Annotated in this window: 24 protein-coding genes; 23 read left to right on the forward strand and 1 reads right to left on the reverse strand. The window is 67.5% G+C overall.

Annotation, left to right across the window (positions count from 1 at the left end; translation table 11 throughout):
- The first annotated feature begins 150 nt into the window (after positions 1–150).
- Entirely contained in the window at positions 151–486 is a 336-nt protein-coding gene (locus V8Z80_RS13130) for an STAS domain-containing protein (RefSeq protein ID WP_155195490.1), read from the forward strand.
- Positions 487–553: 67 nt separating this feature from the next.
- On the opposite strand, the gene V8Z80_RS13135 is transcribed toward V8Z80_RS13130, so the two are convergent.
- A complete protein-coding gene (locus V8Z80_RS13135; RefSeq protein ID WP_336062309.1) occupies positions 554–1,072 on the reverse strand; it encodes a SecDF P1 head subdomain-containing protein in 519 nt (172 codons plus the stop codon).
- A gap of 319 nt (positions 1,073–1,391) precedes the next feature.
- Between V8Z80_RS13135 and rplC the strand changes: the two genes are divergently transcribed.
- The 22 genes from rplC to rpsE all read left to right on the forward strand — a co-directional run bounded on the left by rplC (position 1,392) and on the right by rpsE (position 14,571).
- Positions 1,392–2,081: a 50S ribosomal protein L3 gene (gene rplC / locus V8Z80_RS13140; RefSeq protein WP_336062310.1), complete on the forward strand. Its 690-nt coding sequence runs from the start codon at positions 1,392–1,394 to the stop codon at positions 2,079–2,081.
- Between the two features lie 3 nt (positions 2,082–2,084).
- The gene (gene rplD / locus V8Z80_RS13145) at positions 2,085–2,705 is read left to right on the forward strand and encodes a 50S ribosomal protein L4 (protein ID WP_155195487.1); all 621 of its coding nucleotides are present in this window, start codon (positions 2,085–2,087) and stop codon (positions 2,703–2,705) included.
- Positions 2,702–2,998: a 50S ribosomal protein L23 gene (gene rplW, locus V8Z80_RS13150; protein ID WP_155195486.1), complete on the forward strand. Its 297-nt coding sequence runs from the start codon at positions 2,702–2,704 to the stop codon at positions 2,996–2,998. The genes rplD and rplW overlap by 4 nt, the downstream gene beginning before the upstream one ends.
- Positions 2,999–3,826: a 50S ribosomal protein L2 gene (gene rplB, locus V8Z80_RS13155; RefSeq protein ID WP_155195485.1), complete on the forward strand. Its 828-nt coding sequence runs from the start codon at positions 2,999–3,001 to the stop codon at positions 3,824–3,826. It abuts the gene before it with no gap.
- A gap of 12 nt (positions 3,827–3,838) precedes the next feature.
- Positions 3,839–4,114 (forward strand): 30S ribosomal protein S19, encoded by a 276-nt coding sequence (rpsS, locus tag V8Z80_RS13160; protein ID WP_155195484.1) that lies wholly within the window; start codon positions 3,839–3,841, stop codon positions 4,112–4,114.
- A gap of 3 nt (positions 4,115–4,117) precedes the next feature.
- Complete coding sequence (rplV, locus tag V8Z80_RS13165) at positions 4,118–4,447, forward strand: 50S ribosomal protein L22 (RefSeq protein ID WP_155195483.1); 330 nt, start codon at positions 4,118–4,120, stop codon at positions 4,445–4,447.
- A gap of 9 nt (positions 4,448–4,456) precedes the next feature.
- Positions 4,457–5,242 (forward strand): 30S ribosomal protein S3, encoded by a 786-nt coding sequence (rpsC, locus tag V8Z80_RS13170; RefSeq protein WP_155195482.1) that lies wholly within the window; start codon positions 4,457–4,459, stop codon positions 5,240–5,242.
- A 2-nt stretch (positions 5,243–5,244) separates the two neighbouring features.
- Positions 5,245–5,661, forward strand: a complete 417-nt coding sequence (rplP, locus tag V8Z80_RS13175; RefSeq protein WP_067758228.1) for a 50S ribosomal protein L16 — start codon at positions 5,245–5,247, stop codon at positions 5,659–5,661.
- An 11-nt stretch (positions 5,662–5,672) separates the two neighbouring features.
- Complete coding sequence (gene rpmC, locus V8Z80_RS13180) at positions 5,673–5,864, forward strand: 50S ribosomal protein L29 (protein ID WP_155195481.1); 192 nt, start codon at positions 5,673–5,675, stop codon at positions 5,862–5,864.
- 1 nt (position 5,865) lies between these two features.
- Entirely contained in the window at positions 5,866–6,147 is a 282-nt protein-coding gene (gene rpsQ, locus V8Z80_RS13185) for a 30S ribosomal protein S17 (protein WP_155195480.1), read from the forward strand.
- A gap of 342 nt (positions 6,148–6,489) precedes the next feature.
- A complete protein-coding gene (locus V8Z80_RS13190) occupies positions 6,490–7,503 on the forward strand; it encodes a 2-keto-3-deoxygluconate permease (RefSeq protein ID WP_336062311.1) in 1,014 nt (337 codons plus the stop codon).
- Positions 7,500–8,726 carry a D-threonate kinase gene (gene dtnK / locus V8Z80_RS13195; RefSeq protein ID WP_336062312.1) on the forward strand — a complete coding sequence of 409 codons (1,227 nt, stop codon included), beginning with the start codon at positions 7,500–7,502 and terminating at the stop codon, positions 8,724–8,726. Before V8Z80_RS13190 ends, dtnK begins: the two co-directional genes overlap by 4 nt.
- Complete coding sequence (gene pdxA, locus V8Z80_RS13200) at positions 8,723–9,772, forward strand: 4-hydroxythreonine-4-phosphate dehydrogenase PdxA (RefSeq protein WP_155195478.1); 1,050 nt, start codon at positions 8,723–8,725, stop codon at positions 9,770–9,772. Before dtnK ends, pdxA begins: the two co-directional genes overlap by 4 nt.
- A gap of 7 nt (positions 9,773–9,779) precedes the next feature.
- A complete protein-coding gene (locus tag V8Z80_RS13205) occupies positions 9,780–10,730 on the forward strand; it encodes a GntR family transcriptional regulator (RefSeq protein WP_336062313.1) in 951 nt (316 codons plus the stop codon).
- 400 nt (positions 10,731–11,130) lie between these two features.
- Positions 11,131–11,499, forward strand: coding sequence for a 50S ribosomal protein L14 (rplN, locus tag V8Z80_RS13210; protein ID WP_086080727.1), 369 nt, complete (start codon positions 11,131–11,133; stop codon positions 11,497–11,499).
- Positions 11,500–11,508: 9 nt separating this feature from the next.
- The gene (gene rplX, locus V8Z80_RS13215; protein ID WP_155195476.1) at positions 11,509–11,829 is read left to right on the forward strand and encodes a 50S ribosomal protein L24; all 321 of its coding nucleotides are present in this window, start codon (positions 11,509–11,511) and stop codon (positions 11,827–11,829) included.
- 12 nt (positions 11,830–11,841) lie between these two features.
- Positions 11,842–12,381 carry a 50S ribosomal protein L5 gene (gene rplE / locus V8Z80_RS13220; protein WP_155195475.1) on the forward strand — a complete coding sequence of 180 codons (540 nt, stop codon included), beginning with the start codon at positions 11,842–11,844 and terminating at the stop codon, positions 12,379–12,381.
- An 11-nt stretch (positions 12,382–12,392) separates the two neighbouring features.
- Positions 12,393–12,698 (forward strand): 30S ribosomal protein S14, encoded by a 306-nt coding sequence (gene rpsN / locus V8Z80_RS13225; protein ID WP_336062314.1) that lies wholly within the window; start codon positions 12,393–12,395, stop codon positions 12,696–12,698.
- A 10-nt stretch (positions 12,699–12,708) separates the two neighbouring features.
- On the forward strand, positions 12,709–13,104 hold the full coding sequence (rpsH, locus tag V8Z80_RS13230; RefSeq protein ID WP_155195474.1) for a 30S ribosomal protein S8: 396 nt from the start codon (positions 12,709–12,711) through the stop codon (positions 13,102–13,104).
- Positions 13,105–13,114: 10 nt separating this feature from the next.
- The gene (gene rplF, locus V8Z80_RS13235) at positions 13,115–13,648 is read left to right on the forward strand and encodes a 50S ribosomal protein L6 (protein ID WP_155195473.1); all 534 of its coding nucleotides are present in this window, start codon (positions 13,115–13,117) and stop codon (positions 13,646–13,648) included.
- 23 nt (positions 13,649–13,671) lie between these two features.
- Positions 13,672–14,037, forward strand: a complete 366-nt coding sequence (rplR, locus tag V8Z80_RS13240) for a 50S ribosomal protein L18 (protein ID WP_155197318.1) — start codon at positions 13,672–13,674, stop codon at positions 14,035–14,037.
- Positions 14,038–14,052: 15 nt separating this feature from the next.
- Positions 14,053–14,571, forward strand: a complete 519-nt coding sequence (rpsE, locus tag V8Z80_RS13245) for a 30S ribosomal protein S5 (RefSeq protein WP_155197316.1) — start codon at positions 14,053–14,055, stop codon at positions 14,569–14,571.
- The last annotated feature ends 3 nt before the right edge of the window (positions 14,572–14,574 follow it).

Raw genomic sequence — 14,574 nt, forward strand, 5'->3', positions numbered from 1 at the left:
CGGCGCCGCGGTTCCATCCGGTGCCCCGGGGCCGTCTCGCGCCTACGCGCGCAGGGCCTGCTCGCGTATGATTTGGGCCGTCGCGCGGCGCGCACGATATTCTCGCGCATCGGCCGCTTCCCTGACTGCCCAGCACCGGAAACCGAATCCATGAGCCTTGCCACCGAAAAAAGCGCCGACGTCCTCGTCGTCATGCCCGAGGGCCAGATCCACAGCGCCAACGCCACCGGCATCGAAGCCGAACTCATGGCCCAGGTCGACAAGGGCGAGCGCAAGATGGTGATGGACCTGGCGCGGCTGGAATTCATCTCCAGCGCCGGGCTGCGCGTGCTGCTGGTGCTGGCCAAGCGGCTCAAGCAGGAAGGCGGCGCGCTGGTGCTGTGCGGGCTGAGCCCGCAGGTGCGGGAAGTGTTCGAGATCAGCGGCTTCCTGGCCATCCTGACGGCCACGGCCACGCGCGAAGAGGCGCTGGCCAAGCTGGCCTGAAGACCGCCTGGCCTTGGCGCCGGCTGGGCCGCGGTCCAGCGGCTTGATGGTCCGGTGGCTTAACGGCTTAATGGCCTAACGGCGCATCGCGCGGGCCGGCGCCCCGGATGCGGGCGGCCAGCTCCGAGGCCATCGCCGCATCGGGCATGGCCAAGGCCAGCACGCCGCGGTCCAGGGGCTCGGCGATCTCCGGAGCGGTGATCAGTTCGCGGTCGATCACCAGCGCCAGCAGGCTGCCCACGCGCGCGCGGCTGACCGCCGCCAGCCGGGCCGCGCCTTCCTCGGTAAAGCGCAGTCCCAGGTAGGCCTGGCCGTCCTCGCCCTGCAGGGCCGCAGCCTCGCTCAGATCCTCGCGGCCCAGCACCGGGCGCCGTTCGATGTAGAGCACGCCGTCGGGCACCTGCAGGACGCTGCGGCCCGGCTCGGGCTGCGTGCCGGCAACGAAGATCTCGACCAGGGCGGCGTGCGCCGCAGCGGCCTGGGCCTGCTCGCGACCGGCGCGGGAATCGGAAGGGGCCTGGCAGCCGGCCAGGGCAAGCAGCAAGGCGCCGGCCAGGGCCAGCGTCCGGCAGGAAAGCAGGGTCATCGCGCGCTCCAGAGTTTGCGCAGATTATTCCAGAGGCCGGCCCGCTGTGGCGGATCCGCCGCGCCGCGGGCTTGATGCCTTATGGATCTTGCTAGTAGCCAACCTGCATGCTATAGTGCAAAGCTTGCCATTTTTGGCAGGAGCCGTATTTTTCGGCTGGCGGGCGAGCCTGTTGGGCTTTGCGGCTTGTTTTTTGCCGCGTCTTGTATGTGGTTCATAGGTGTTGCCTGGAGCGCCCGCCCGGCCGCAAATCAGAACGCCCGGAGATATTCCGGGCCTTATTAGCCCCGACCAATCGCAGTCGGGAATGGAGAAAACGATGTCGAACACGACACCCACGCCTGCCGCATTCCGGCTCGGGCTGGTGGGCCGCAAGGTCGGCATGACCCGCGTGTTCACGGAAGATGGCGAGTCCATCCCCGTGACCGTGCTGGACGTGTCCAACAACCGCGTCGCCCAAGTCAAGTCTCTCGAGACCGACGGCTATGCCGCCGTCCAGCTGGCCTACGGCTCGCGCCGCGCCTCGCGCGTGGCCAAGCCGCAAACCGGCCACTACGCCAAGGCCGGCGTCGAAGCCGGCAGCGTCCTGAAGGAATTCCGCCTCGATCCCGCCCGCGCCGCCGAGTTCACGCCCGGCAGCGTGGTGGCCGTCGAAAGCGTGTTCGAAGCCGGCCAGCAGGTCGACGTGACGGGCACCACCATCGGCAAGGGCTTTGCCGGCACCATCAAGCGCCACCACTTCGGTTCGCAGCGCGCCTCGCACGGCAACTCGCGCTCGCACCGCGTGCCCGGCTCGATCGGCCAGGCCCAGGATCCCGGCCGCATCTTCCCCGGCAAGCGCATGTCCGGCCACCTCGGCGACGTGACCCGCACCGTCCAGAACCTGGACGTGATCCGCGTGGACGCCGAGCGCGGCCTGCTGCTGGTCAAGGGCGCCGTCCCTGGCCACGCCGGCAGCGACATCGTCGTGCGTCCCGCCATCAAGGCGCCTGCCAAGAAGGGAGCGTAAGCCATGGACATCAAGCTCCTGAACGAACAAGGCCAGTCCGACGCGACCTTCGCCGCGCCCGACACCGTCTTCGGCCGTGACTACAACGAAGCGCTGATCCACCAGATCGTGGTGGCCTACCAGGCCAACGCCCGTAGCGGCAACCGCGCCCAGAAGGACCGCTCGGAAGTCAAGCACTCCACCAAGAAGCCCTGGCGCCAGAAGGGTACCGGCCGCGCGCGCGCCGGCATGACCTCGTCGCCGCTGTGGCGTGGGGGTGGCCGCACCTTCCCGAACTCGCCCGACGAGAACTTCAGCCAGAAGGTCAACAAGAAGATGTACCGCGCAGGCATCCGCTCGATCCTGTCGCAGCTGGCCCGCGAAGGCCGCATCTCGGTGGTGGACTCCTTCTCGCTGGAATCGCCCAAGACCAAGCTCGCCGCCCAGAAGCTCAAGACGCTGGGCCTGGATTCGGTGCTCATCATCACCGACGCCGTGGACGAGAACGTCTACCTGGCCACCCGCAACCTGCCCCATGTTGCCGTGGTCGAACCGCGCTACGCCGATCCGCTGTCGCTGATCCACTACAAGAACGTGTTGATCACCAAGCCGGCTATCGCCCAATTCGAGGAGATGCTGGGATGAACGCAGATCGTCTGTTGCAAGTCATTCTGGCTCCGATCGTGACCGAAAAGGCCACGTTCGTCGCCGACAAGAACCAGCAGATCGCCTTCCGCGTCGTGGCCGATGCCACCAAGCCGGAGATCAAGGCGGCTGTCGAACTGCTCTTCAAGGTGCAAGTCGAGTCCGTGCAGGTCCTGAACCGCAAGGGCAAGGCCAAGCGTTTCGGCCGCTACACCGGCCGCCGCCGCAACGAGCGCAAGGCTTACGTCTCGCTCGTGGACGGCCAGGAAATCGACTTCGCGGAGGTGAAGTAAATGGCGCTCGTCAAAGTCAAGCCTACCTCGGCCGGCCGTCGCGGCATGGTCAAGGTCGTGTCGCCCAATCTGCACAAGGGCGCACCCTTCGCCGCGCTGGTCGAGAAAAAGACCCGCGGCTCGGGCCGTAACAACAACGGCCACATCACCGTTCGCCATCGTGGCGGCGGCCACAAGCAGCACTACCGCGTCGTCGACTTCCGTCGCGACAAGGACGGCATCCCGGCCAAGGTCGAGCGTCTCGAATACGACCCCAACCGCACCGCCCACATCGCGCTGCTGTGCTATGCCGACGGCGAGCGCCGCTACATCATCGCCCCGCGCGGCCTGGAAGTCGGCGCCACGCTGGTCTCGGGCATCGAAGCGCCGATCCGCGCCGGCAACACCCTGCCGATCCGCAACATCCCGGTCGGCAGCACGATCCACTGCATCGAGATGATCCCCGGCAAGGGCGCGCAACTGGCCCGTTCGGCCGGCGCCTCGGCGGTGCTGCTGGCGCGCGAAGGCGTCTACGCCCAGGTGCGCCTGCGCTCGGGCGAAGTGCGCCGCGTGCACATCGACTGCCGCGCCACCATCGGTGAAGTCGGCAATGAAGAACACAGCCTGCGCCAGATCGGCAAGGCCGGTGCAATGCGTTGGCGCGGCGTGCGTCCGACGGTTCGTGGCGTGGCCATGAACCCGGTGGACCACCCGCACGGTGGCGGCGAAGGCCGCACCGGCGAGGCCCGCGAGCCGGTCAGCCCGTGGGGTACTCCGACGAAGGGTTACAAGACCCGTCGCAACAAGCGGACGAACAACATGATCGTCCAACGGCGCAAGCGCAAGTAAGAGGCGAACATCATGTCACGTTCGATCAAGAAAGGACCCTTCGTCGACGCCCACCTGATCAAGAAGGTGGACAAGGCGGTCGCGGTCAAAGACAAGAAGCCGATCAAGACCTGGTCGCGCCGTTCCACGATCCTGCCCGAGTTCATCGGCCTGACGATCGCTGTGCACAACGGCCGCCAGCACGTTCCCGTCTACATCAACGAGAACATGGTCGGCCACAAGCTCGGCGAGTTCGCCCTGACCCGTACTTTCAAGGGTCACGCGGCGGACAAGAAGGCGAAGAGGTAAGCGATGGAAACCACTGCCAAGATCCGCGGAGTGAACATCTCCGCGCAGAAGACCCGGCTCGTTGCGGACCAGATCCGCGGCCTGCCGGTGGCCAAGGCGCTGAACATCCTCACGTTCTCGCCCAAGAAAGCGGCCGGCATCCTGAAGAAGGCTGTCGAGTCCGCGATCGCCAACGCAGAACACAACGACGGCGCCGATATCGACGAGCTGAAGATCACGACCATCTACGTGGACAAGGCCGAGTCGCTCAAGCGTTTTTCCGCGCGTGCCAAGGGCCGCGGCAACCGTATCGAGAAGCAGACTTGCCACATCGTGGTCAAGGTCGGCGCCTAAGGAGTCACGATGGGTCAGAAAATTCACCCGACCGGCTTCCGGCTCGCAGTCACCCGTAACTGGGGCTCGCGCTGGTACGCCGACGACAAGGCTTTCGGCGGCATGCTCGCCCAGGACATTCGCGTGCGCGAATACCTGAAGAAAAAGCTCAAGAGCGCTTCGGTGGGCCGCGTGGTCATCGAGCGCCCGGCCAAGAACGCCCGCATCACCATCTACTCGGCCCGTCCGGGCGTGGTGATCGGCAAGCGCGGCGAGGACATCGAAAGCCTGAAGGGCGACCTGCAGCGCCTGATGGGCGTGCCCGTGCACGTCAACATCGAGGAGATCCGCAAGCCCGAGACCGACGCCCAGCTGATCGCCGACTCGATCGCGCAGCAGCTCGAAAAGCGCATCATGTTCCGCCGCGCCATGAAGCGCGCCATGCAGAACGCCATGCGCCTGGGCGCCCAGGGCATCAAGATCATGAGCTCGGGCCGCCTGAACGGCATTGAAATCGCCCGTACCGAGTGGTATCGCGAAGGCCGTGTGCCGCTGCACACCCTGCGCGCCAACATCGACTACGGCACGTCCGAAGCCAACACCACCTATGGCGTGATCGGCATCAAGGTCTGGGTCTACAAGGGCGACATGCTGCCCAACGGCGAACTGCCGCCCGAGACCGCTGCCCCCCGCGAGGAAGAGCGTCGTCCGCGCCGCGCTCCCCGCGGTGACCGTCCGGATGGTGCGCGCCGCCCCGCTGGCCGTGGCCGCGGTCCGCGCAAGCCTGACGCCGCCCCGGCGCCCGAAGGAGAATAAGCATGCTGCAGCCAGCACGCAGAAAATACCGTAAAGAGCAAAAGGGCCGTAACACCGGCCTGGCTACCCGCGGCACCAACGTGTCGTTCGGCGAGTTCGGCCTGAAGGCGACCGGCCGCGGCCGCCTGACCGCTCGCCAGATCGAGTCGGCGCGTCGTGCCATCAACCGTCACATCAAGCGTGGCGGCCGTATCTGGATCCGCATCTTCCCGGACAAGCCGATTTCGCAGAAGCCTGCCGAAGTCCGCATGGGTAACGGCAAGGGCAATCCGGAATACTGGGTCGCCGAAATCCAGCCCGGCAAGGTGCTGTACGAAATGGAAGGCGTGAGTGAAGAGCTGGCGCGCGAGGCGTTCCGCCTGGCCGCGGCCAAGCTGCCGATTTCCACGACGTTCGTGTCGCGTCACATCGGTGCCTGAGGAGAATCGATATGAAAGCTAGCGAACTTCGTGCCAAGAGCACCGAAGAGCTCGGCAAAGAGCTCGAAAGCCTGTTGCGCGCCCAATTCGGCCTGCGCATGCAGAAAGCCACCCAGCAGCTGGCCAACAACAGCCAGCTCGGCAAGGTGCGCCGCGACATCGCGCGCGTGCGTACCGTGCTGACTGAAAAGGCGGGAAACTGATATGTCCGATACGCAAACCACCCAGACAGCCAAGCGCCAGCGCACGCTGGTCGGCAAGGTCGTCAGCAACAAGATGGACAAGACCGTCGTCGTTCTGGTCGAACGCCGCACCAAGCATCCCATCTACGGCAAGATCGTCATGCGCTCGAACAAGTACAAGGCGCACGACGAGGCGAACCAGTACAACGAGGGCGATACCGTCGAGATCGCCGAAGGCCGCCCCATCTCGCGTTCCAAGTCCTGGAGCGTGGTGCGCCTGGTCGAGGCCGCCCGCATCATCTGAAGCGGTCCGATTCGTTGCAGTGCCCGGAAACGGCAGGGGAAACCCTGCCGTTTTTGTTTCTCCGGCGCTTCTCCGGCGCGCGCGGGCCCGTGCCTGCCTGGTGGCCGCGCGGCCGGGCGCGCCGCCGGCATCGCCTTTGCTGGCATGCCACTGTCGTAAATCTGCAAGAATGCCTGCTCTGTACGTACAGACCTGTACGTACAGCAGTACACTAACGCCCGCAGCACTCCACGCTCGCTTCGGGCCGCCCTCCAGTTCCGCGTGCCGGCGCGCAGCCCATAAAACGACGTGACGCGCCTTGCGCACGCCAAATCAAAACCAATCGTCCTGGAGACCTACATCGTGACGACAGAAAACGCCCGTTCGCCCTTCTTTGGCACCATGCAGAAGATTCCCGGCGGCCTGATGCTGGTGCCGCTGATCCTGGGTTCGCTGGTCGGAACCTTCGCGCCCGACGCGCTGGGCATCGGCGGCTTCACCACGGCGCTGTTCAAGAACAGCGCCTTGCCGCTGATCGCGCTGCTGATCTTTGCGACGGGCACGCACGTCAATGCCCGCACCGGCGGTCCCATCCTGGCCACGGCCGGCACCATCCTGCTGATGAAGACCATCGTGCCGGCCACGCTGATCATCATCCTGGGCGCCTACGTGGGCCTGGACGGCGTGCTGGGCGTGTCCATCCTGGCGCTGCTGGCGGCTTTCGACAACAGCAACGGCGGCCTGTGGCTGGCCTATACCGGCCAGTACGGCGATGCGCGCGATCGCGGCGCCTACGTGGCCAGCGCCGTCAACGACGGCCCCTTCTTCAGCCTGCTGTTCCTGGGCGCCTCGGGCCTGGCCGACATTCCCTTCATCGCCCTGGTCGCCGCGCTGGTGCCGTTCCTGCTGGGCGTGCTGGTGGGCAACCTGGATCCGAAGTGGCGCGACGTGCTCAAGCCCGTGCCCAACATCGTGATTCCCTTCTTCGCCTTCGCGCTGGGCACGGGCATCAACCTGGCCGCGGTGGTCAACGGCGGCATCACCGGCCTGATCCTGGGCCTGATCATCAGCCCCATCACCGGCGGCCTGGTCTACCTGGGCTATCGCTACATCCTGCGCCGCGGCGGCAAAAGCGGCCTGGGCTTTGCCGCCGGCACCACGGCCGGTAACGCCATCGCCACGCCCGCCGTGGTGGCCGCCGCCGATCCCAACTTCCAGCAATACGTGGCCACGGCCACCGCGCAGGTCGCCGCCTGCGTGCTGATCAGCTCCATCCTGGCGCCCGTGCTGGCTTCCTACTTCCTGAAGCGGGCCGGCGAGCTCAAGCCCGCCGGCGACGCCCAGCCCGAGGGGGCCGTGCCGGAGCCCAAGCTTTGAAGCCGCTGATCGCCATCGTTGCCGATGACCTGACCGGCTCGGGGGACACGGCGGTGCAGTTCGTGCGCGCCGGCTGGTCCACCCGCCTGTCGGTCGAGGACGCGCGGCGGGCCTTGCAGGGCTCGGCCAGCGAAGAGGTCGAGGTGCTGGCCGTCACGACGCAAAGCCGCGCCATGCCCGCCGCCCGCGCGGCGCAGGTGGTGGCCGACAATGTGGCGCGGCTGCGCGCAGCAGGCGTGACGCGGCTGTACAAGAAGGTCGATTCGACGCTGCGCGGCGCGTTCAAGGCGGAGATCGACGCGGCGCGGCAGGCCTGGGCCGAGGACGCGATCGCGGTGATCTGCCCTGCCTTTCCCGCAACCGGGCGCACTGTCGAGGACGGCCGCCTGCTGGTGGACGGCCGGCCGGTCACCGAGACGTCCGCGGCCCGCGACCCGGTGACCCCGGTGACCGAAAGCCACATTCCCACGCTGCTGGGCTGCGGCCATGTCGGCCAGCAGGCCGGCGAGGATGCGGCGGCGCTGGCCCGCCGCATCCAGGCCGCCGGGCCGGTGGTGGTGGTCGACGCCCGCGACGAGGCCGACCTGGAGCGCCTGGCGCAAGCCGTCGCGCTGCTGGGCGAGCGCGCCGTGCCGGTGGGCGCCGGCGGCCTGGCCATGCCGCTGGCGCGGCTGTGGGCGCGGGCCGGGCAATCGGAGCCGGTGCTGGTGGTGGTGACCTCGCAGCACAGCGCCGCGCGCGCCCAGGCGCGGGCGCTGGCGGGCGCCGGCGCGGCGGCCTGGACGCCCACGCTGGCGCAGCTGGCCGACGCCGGGCAATGGCAGGCCTGGACGGCGGCGCGGCTGGCGCAGCATCGCGCCGCCGGGGCCGGCGGCCAGGACGGCCCGCGCACGCTGATGCTGCTGGCCCCCGAAGGGCGGCTGGCGGGCCTGGATTCCGAGACCGTCGCGCAACGCCTGGGCGCGCTGGCCGCCGAACTGATCGGCGCCGGCGCGGCCGGGGTCGTGGCCACCGGCGGCGATGGCGCCCGGCAGGTGCTGCTGGCCGCGCAGGCCGACGGCATCGCGCTGGTCGGTGAAGTAATGGGCGGCGTGCCCCTGGGCACGCTGACCGGCGGCCCGCACGCGGGCCTGCCCGTGGTGACCAAGGCCGGCGGCTTTGGCACCGAGGACGTATTGGTTCGCGCGGTCTGCGCGATCCGCGACAGGAGATTCAAGCGATGACGCAAGCAAACCCCGCCAAGCCGCTGCTGGCCGTTACCCTGGGCGACGTGGCCGGCATCGGGCCCGAAATCACGGCCAAGATGCTGATGAACCATCAGGCGCTGCGCGAGAAGGCCAGGCTGTTCGTGGTGGGCGATGCCGACTCGCTGGCCAATGCCGTGCGCGGCCTGGGCGGCGACCCGGCCATCGTGCGCCGTATCGACAAGCCCGAGCAGGCCGGCAATGCGCCGGGCACCATCGAGGTGCTGCAGGCCGGTCCCTCGCTGGGCGAGGTGCCGCTGGGCCGCATCAGCGCGGCTGCCGGCGACGGCTCGGTGCGCTTCGTCACCACGGCCTGCGCGCTGGCGCGCGAGGGCCGCATCGACGGCATCGTCACCGCCCCGCTGAACAAGGCGGCCATGCACGCGGCCGGCCACAAGTGGCCCGGCCATACCGAGCTGCTGGCGCACGAGTTCGGGGTCAAGACCTTCTCGCTGGTGCTCTCGGCCGGTGACCTGTACATCTTCCACGCGACCACCCACGTGTCGCTGCGCCAGGCCATCGAGGACGTGACGCCGGCGCGCATGCGCGCCGTGCTGCGCCTGGCCGGCGCCTTCGCCAAGGCGCTGGGCCGCTCGGACCAGCCGGTCGCGGTCGCGGGCCTGAATCCGCACGCGGGCGAGAACGGCATCTTCGGCCACGAGGACGCCGAGATCCTCGCGCCGGCCGTGGCCGAGGCCAACGCCGCCGGCATCCTGGCCGCCGGCCCCATCCCGGCCGATGCGCTGTTCCCGCAGGCCGTGCGCGGCAAGTGGCAGTTCGTGGTGGCCTGCTACCACGACCAGGGCCATGCGCCCTTCAAGTCGGTGTATGGCGACGACGGCGTGAACATCACCGTCGGCCTGCCGGTGGTGCGCGTCTCGGTGGACCACGGCACGGCCTTCGACATCGCCGGCAAGGGCATCGCCCGCGAGGACAGCCTGGTGCTGGCGGCCGAGCGCGCCGCGCACCTGGCCCCGGGATGGAACCACGTATGGGAAACTGCGAGGGCACAAACCGGAGGTTGATGGTTACATGGCGCTGGCCCACGACGATACGCACGCAACACTGGACCGTTCGGGCGAGCAGCCCCTGCATGCGCAGCTGGCCGAGCTGCTGCGCCGCGACCTGCGGGCCCGCCGCCTGCCCGTGGGCAGCGCCCTGCCCAGCGAGGCGGCCTTGTGCGAGCGCCACGGGGTGGCGCGCAGCGTGGTGCGCCAGGCGCTGGCGGCCCTGGCCGCCGAGGGCCTGATCCGCCGCGAGCCGGGCCGTCCGGCCACGGTCGCCCCGCCAGCCGAGCACCGCCGCCTGGTGCAGCGCTCGACCGGCCTGTACGAGCAGTTCGCCCAGACGGGCGTGACGCTGCGCACCCGCGTGCTGGCCCTGGCGCCGGACCGCGCGCCCGACCCGGTCGCGGCCTTCTTCGGCCGCCAGCCGCTGCTGCGGCTGGAGCGGCTGCGCCACCTGGACGGCGCCCCGCTGGCCTACGTGCAGACCTGGCTGCCGGCGCGGGCGGTGCCCGGCCTGGCGGCCGGCCAGCTTGAGGATGCGTCGCTGCACCGCGTGCTGGCGCAGCAGTACGGCCTGCGCCCGGGCGTGGGGCGCAACCGCATCCGCGCCGTGGCCGCCGACGCGCAGCTGGCCCGGCTGCTGGAGGTGGGCCAGGGCAGCCCCTTGCTCAAGCTGGAAGGCCAGGGCAAGGACCAGCACGGCCACCCGCTGGAATGGTTCTCGACCTGGCACCGGGCCGAGCAGCTGGTATTCGACGTGGACGTGAGCGACGGGCGCGAGAGCGTGCAGCCGCGCCTGCACGAAGGGGCGCTGCAGCCGGCCGCCTCGTCCGGCGAGCCCGCCGCCCGGCCGCAGGCAGGCGCCGCGTCCGCCGCCGCCCCGGGCGAAGGCGGCCAGCAGGGCCTGGCCCGGGCGCAGGCCCTGGTGCACGAGCTGGCGCGCACCCTGGCCAGCCTCAGGCAAGAAGGGGGCTAAGGCCGCGCCCGCCGGCCTGCTGGCGCGCCCGGCGTGGTTTTTTAGCCGCCCGCGCCAGGCAGGCCTTGCATGCAGGGCTGGATCTAGGTTAGACTTATCAACTTTCCCGCAAAGTCCCTTATCGTTTTGGTTCGGGGTGGGGCGCGCGAGCTTTGCTTTTAGGGCTGGGCGGCGCCGGGCTGACGGATCTGCTGGGTTGCCAGCGGCGCGGCAGCCAGGATGCCGACAACCGAGCGGCAACCGAGGGCGGTCTGGCAAGGCGGGAAAAATCAAGCAGGAATTTCAGCCCAGGGCGCATGGCGCGCCTGACGGGACCAAAACTGATTGGAATGCCTGGCCATGCGTCGGGGCGTTTGCCCGGCAAGGCTGGATTTCCGATTAAGTTGGCACAGGAAAAAACATGATCCAAATGCAGACCACGCTGGACGTGGCCGACAACACTGGTGCGCGCGCAGTGATGTGCATCAAGGTGCTCGGCGGCTCCAAGCGCCGTTATGCCGGTATCGGCGACGTCATCAAGGTGAGCGTCAAGGATGCGGCCCCCCGCGGCCGTGTCAAGAAAGGCGAAATCTACAACGCCGTGGTGGTTCGCACCGCCAAGGGCGTGCGCCGCAAGGACGGTTCGCTGATTCGTTTCGGCGGCAATGCCGCTGTGCTGCTCAATGCCAAGCTGGAGCCCATCGGCACCCGCATCTTCGGACCGGTCACGCGCGAGCTGCGTACCGAGAAATTCATGAAGATCGTGTCGCTGGCCCCGGAAGTGCTGTAAGGAACCGCGATGAACAAGATTCGCAAAGGCGACGAGGTAATCGTCCTGACGGGTCGCGACAAGACGCGTCGCGGCACGGTGCTGGCCCGCGTCGACGCCGACCACGTGCTGGTCGAGGGCGTCAACGTCGTGAAGAAGCACGTGCGCCCCAACCCCATGCAGAACAACCCCGGCGGTATCGTCGAGAAGACGCTGCCCATTCACATCTCGAATGTGGCCATCTTCAATCCCGCGAGCGGCAAGGCCGACCGCGTCGGGATCAAGGAAGTCGACGGTCGCAAGGTCCGCGTGTTTCGCTCCAACGGCGAAATCGTGGGCGCGAAGGCTTAAGGAGCGATCGACATGGCTCGTTTGCAAGATTTGTATCGTGAAAAGGTCGTGCCCGGCCTGACCGAGAAGTTCGGCTACAAGAGCGTGATGCAGGTGCCCCGCATCACCAAGATCACCCTGAACATGGGTGTGTCCGAAGCCGTGGCCGACAAGAAGGTCATCGAGCACGCCTCGGCCGACCTGACCAAGATCGCCGGCCAGAAGGTCGTCGTGACCAAGACCCGCAAGGCCATCGCCGGCTTCAAGATCCGCGAGAACTATCCGATCGGCTGCATGGTGACCCTGCGCGGCCAGCGCATGTACGAATTCCTGGATCGCCTGGTGAACGTCGCGCTGCCTCGCGTGCGCGACTTCCGCGGCATCTCGGGCCGTGCCTTCGACGGCCGCGGCAACTACAACATCGGGGTGAAAGAGCAGATCATCTTCCCCGAGATCGAATACGACAAGATCGACGCGCTGCGTGGGCTGAACATCAGCATCACCACCACCGCCAAGACCGACGAAGAAGCCAAGGCGCTGCTGTCCGCCTTCAGCTTCCCGTTCCGCAACTAAGGGGCGATGACGTGGCAAAACTCTCACTGATCAATCGCAACAACAAGCGTATCAAGCTGGCCGAGAAGTTCGCCGCCAAGCGTGCCGCGCTCAAGGCGATCATCGACGACCAATCCAAGTCGGACGAAGAACGCTACGAAGCCCGGTTGAAGCTGCAGCAACTTCCCCGCAACGCCAACCCCACCCGTCAGGAAACCCGCTGCGCGATCACCGGTCGCCCCCGCGGTGTGTTCCGCAAGTTCGGCCTGGGCCGCAACAAACTGCGTGAAATGGCCATGAAGGGCGAGATCCCTGGCATGACCAAGGCCAGCTGGTAGGAGAAAGAATATGAGCATGAGCGATCCCATCGCCGATATGCTGACCCGCATTCGCAATGCGCAGCAAGTGGACAAGCCCACTGTGGTCATGCCCTCCTCGAAGCTGAAGGCTGCCATTGCCGCCGTGCTGAAGGACGAAGGCTACATCGACGGTTTCGAAATCAAGGGCACGCAAGCCAAGCCCGAACTCGAAATCACCCTGAAGTATTACGCCGGCCGCCCCGTGATCGAGCGCATCGAGCGCGTGTCGCGCCCGGGCCTGCGTATCTACAAGGGCCGCACCAGCATCCCCCAGGTCATGAACGGCCTGGGCGTCGCGATCGTTTCGACCTCGCGCGGCGTGATGACCGATCGCAAGGCCCGCGCCAATGGCGTGGGCGGCGAAGTGCTGTGCTACGTGGCCTAAGGAGAACCGAATGTCACGCATTGCAAAGTACCCGGTCGAACTGCCCAAGGGCGTCGAGGCCAAGATCGCCGCTGACGCCATCGTCGTCAAGGGCCCGCTGGGCACGCTGACGCAGCCCCTGAAGGGCGACGTGCTGATCAAGGAAGAAGACGGCAAGCTGAGCTTCACCGTCGCCAACGACAGCCGCGAAGCCAAGGCCATGTCCGGCACCCTGCGCGCCCTGGTGGCCAACATGGTGACCGGCGTGAGCAAGGGCTTCGAGCGCAAGCTGACCCTGGTCGGCGTGGGCTACCGCGCCCAGGTGCAGGGCGACGCCGTCAAGCTGCAGCTGGGTTATTCGCACGACATCCTGCACAAGATGCCCCCGGGCATCAAGATCGAGTGCCCGACGCAGACGGAAATCGTCGTCAAGGGCTTTGACAAGCAGGTCGTTGGCCAGGTGGCCGCCGAGATCCGCGCGTACCGCGAACCCGAGCCCTACAAGGGCAAGGGCGTGCGTTATGCCGACGAGCGCGTGGTCATCAAGGAAACCAAGAAGAAGTAATCGCGCAAGGCTAGGACGAAATCATGGACAAGAAAATTTCCCGTTTGCGGCGTGCGATTCCGACCCGCCGGAAGATTGCCGAACTGCGCGTGAACCGACTCACGGTGTTCCGCAGCAATCAGCACATCTACGCAAACATCATTTCGCCGGAAGGCGACCGCGTGCTGGTCAGCGCCTCCACGGTGGAAGCCGAAGTGCGCCAGCAGCTCTCGGGCGAGAGCGGCAAGGGCGGCAACGTCGCGGCTGCCACGCTGGTGGGCAAGCGCGTGGCCGAGAAGGCCAAGGCCGCCGGCATCGAGCTGGTTGCCTTCGACCGTGCGGGCTTCCGTTACCATGGCCGCGTCAAGGCGCTGGCCGACGCCGCGCGTGAAGCCGGCCTGAAGTTCTAAGCGAGGAGTTGTCAAATGGCTAAGATGCAAGGCAGGAATGCCCCGGAGCAACCGGATGACGGCCTTCGCGAGAAGATGATCGCGGTCAACCGCGTGAGCAAGGTGGTCAAGGGCGGTCGCACCATGAGCTTTGCCGCGCTGACCGTGGTGGGCGACGGCGACGGCCGCATCGGCATGGGCAAGGGCAAGGCGCGCGAAGTGCCGGTCGCTGTCCAGAAGGCGATGGAGCAGGCGCGCCGCGGCCAGTTCAAGGTGGCCCTGAAGAACGGCACGCTGCACCACACGGTGGTGGGCAAGCACGGCGCCTCGACGGTGCTGATCTCGCCGGCGGCCGAAGGTACCGGCATCATCGCCGGCGGCCCGATGCGCGCGATCTTCGACGTGATGGGCGTGCGCAACGTGGTTGCCAAGAGCCTGGGCTCGAGCAATCCCTACAACCTGGTGCGTGCCACGTTGAACGGCCTGCGCGCCTCCATGACCCCGGCGGAAGTCGCTGCCAAGCGCGGCAAGTCCGTCGAAGAGATCCTGGGATAAATC

The organism is Orrella sp. JC864 (assembly GCF_037026685.1).
Classification (GTDB): Bacteria; Pseudomonadota; Gammaproteobacteria; order Burkholderiales; family Burkholderiaceae_B; genus Orrella.

Coding starts and splice junctions, on each gene's coding strand:
- rpsH (WP_155195474.1), top strand. CDS start 12,709: ATGAGCATGAGCGATCCCATCGCCGATATGCTGACCCGCATTCGCAAT.
- rplN (WP_086080727.1), top strand. CDS start 11,131: ATGATCCAAATGCAGACCACGCTGGACGTGGCCGACAACACTGGTGCG.
- rpsS (WP_155195484.1), top strand. CDS start 3,839: ATGTCACGTTCGATCAAGAAAGGACCCTTCGTCGACGCCCACCTGATC.
- rplF (WP_155195473.1), top strand. CDS start 13,115: ATGTCACGCATTGCAAAGTACCCGGTCGAACTGCCCAAGGGCGTCGAG.
- rplX (WP_155195476.1), top strand. CDS start 11,509: ATGAACAAGATTCGCAAAGGCGACGAGGTAATCGTCCTGACGGGTCGC.
- V8Z80_RS13135 (WP_336062309.1), bottom strand. CDS start 1,072: ATGACCCTGCTTTCCTGCCGGACGCTGGCCCTGGCCGGCGCCTTGCTG.
- V8Z80_RS13205 (WP_336062313.1), top strand. CDS start 9,780: ATGGCGCTGGCCCACGACGATACGCACGCAACACTGGACCGTTCGGGC.
- rplE (WP_155195475.1), top strand. CDS start 11,842: ATGGCTCGTTTGCAAGATTTGTATCGTGAAAAGGTCGTGCCCGGCCTG.
- pdxA (WP_155195478.1), top strand. CDS start 8,723: ATGACGCAAGCAAACCCCGCCAAGCCGCTGCTGGCCGTTACCCTGGGC.
- rplW (WP_155195486.1), top strand. CDS start 2,702: ATGAACGCAGATCGTCTGTTGCAAGTCATTCTGGCTCCGATCGTGACC.
- rpsC (WP_155195482.1), top strand. CDS start 4,457: ATGGGTCAGAAAATTCACCCGACCGGCTTCCGGCTCGCAGTCACCCGT.
- rplV (WP_155195483.1), top strand. CDS start 4,118: ATGGAAACCACTGCCAAGATCCGCGGAGTGAACATCTCCGCGCAGAAG.
- rplP (WP_067758228.1), top strand. CDS start 5,245: ATGCTGCAGCCAGCACGCAGAAAATACCGTAAAGAGCAAAAGGGCCGT.
- rplC (WP_336062310.1), top strand. CDS start 1,392: ATGTCGAACACGACACCCACGCCTGCCGCATTCCGGCTCGGGCTGGTG.
- rplB (WP_155195485.1), top strand. CDS start 2,999: ATGGCGCTCGTCAAAGTCAAGCCTACCTCGGCCGGCCGTCGCGGCATG.
- rpsE (WP_155197316.1), top strand. CDS start 14,053: ATGGCTAAGATGCAAGGCAGGAATGCCCCGGAGCAACCGGATGACGGC.
- rpsQ (WP_155195480.1), top strand. CDS start 5,866: ATGTCCGATACGCAAACCACCCAGACAGCCAAGCGCCAGCGCACGCTG.
- rplD (WP_155195487.1), top strand. CDS start 2,085: ATGGACATCAAGCTCCTGAACGAACAAGGCCAGTCCGACGCGACCTTC.
- rpmC (WP_155195481.1), top strand. CDS start 5,673: ATGAAAGCTAGCGAACTTCGTGCCAAGAGCACCGAAGAGCTCGGCAAA.
- V8Z80_RS13130 (WP_155195490.1), top strand. CDS start 151: ATGAGCCTTGCCACCGAAAAAAGCGCCGACGTCCTCGTCGTCATGCCC.
- rplR (WP_155197318.1), top strand. CDS start 13,672: ATGGACAAGAAAATTTCCCGTTTGCGGCGTGCGATTCCGACCCGCCGG.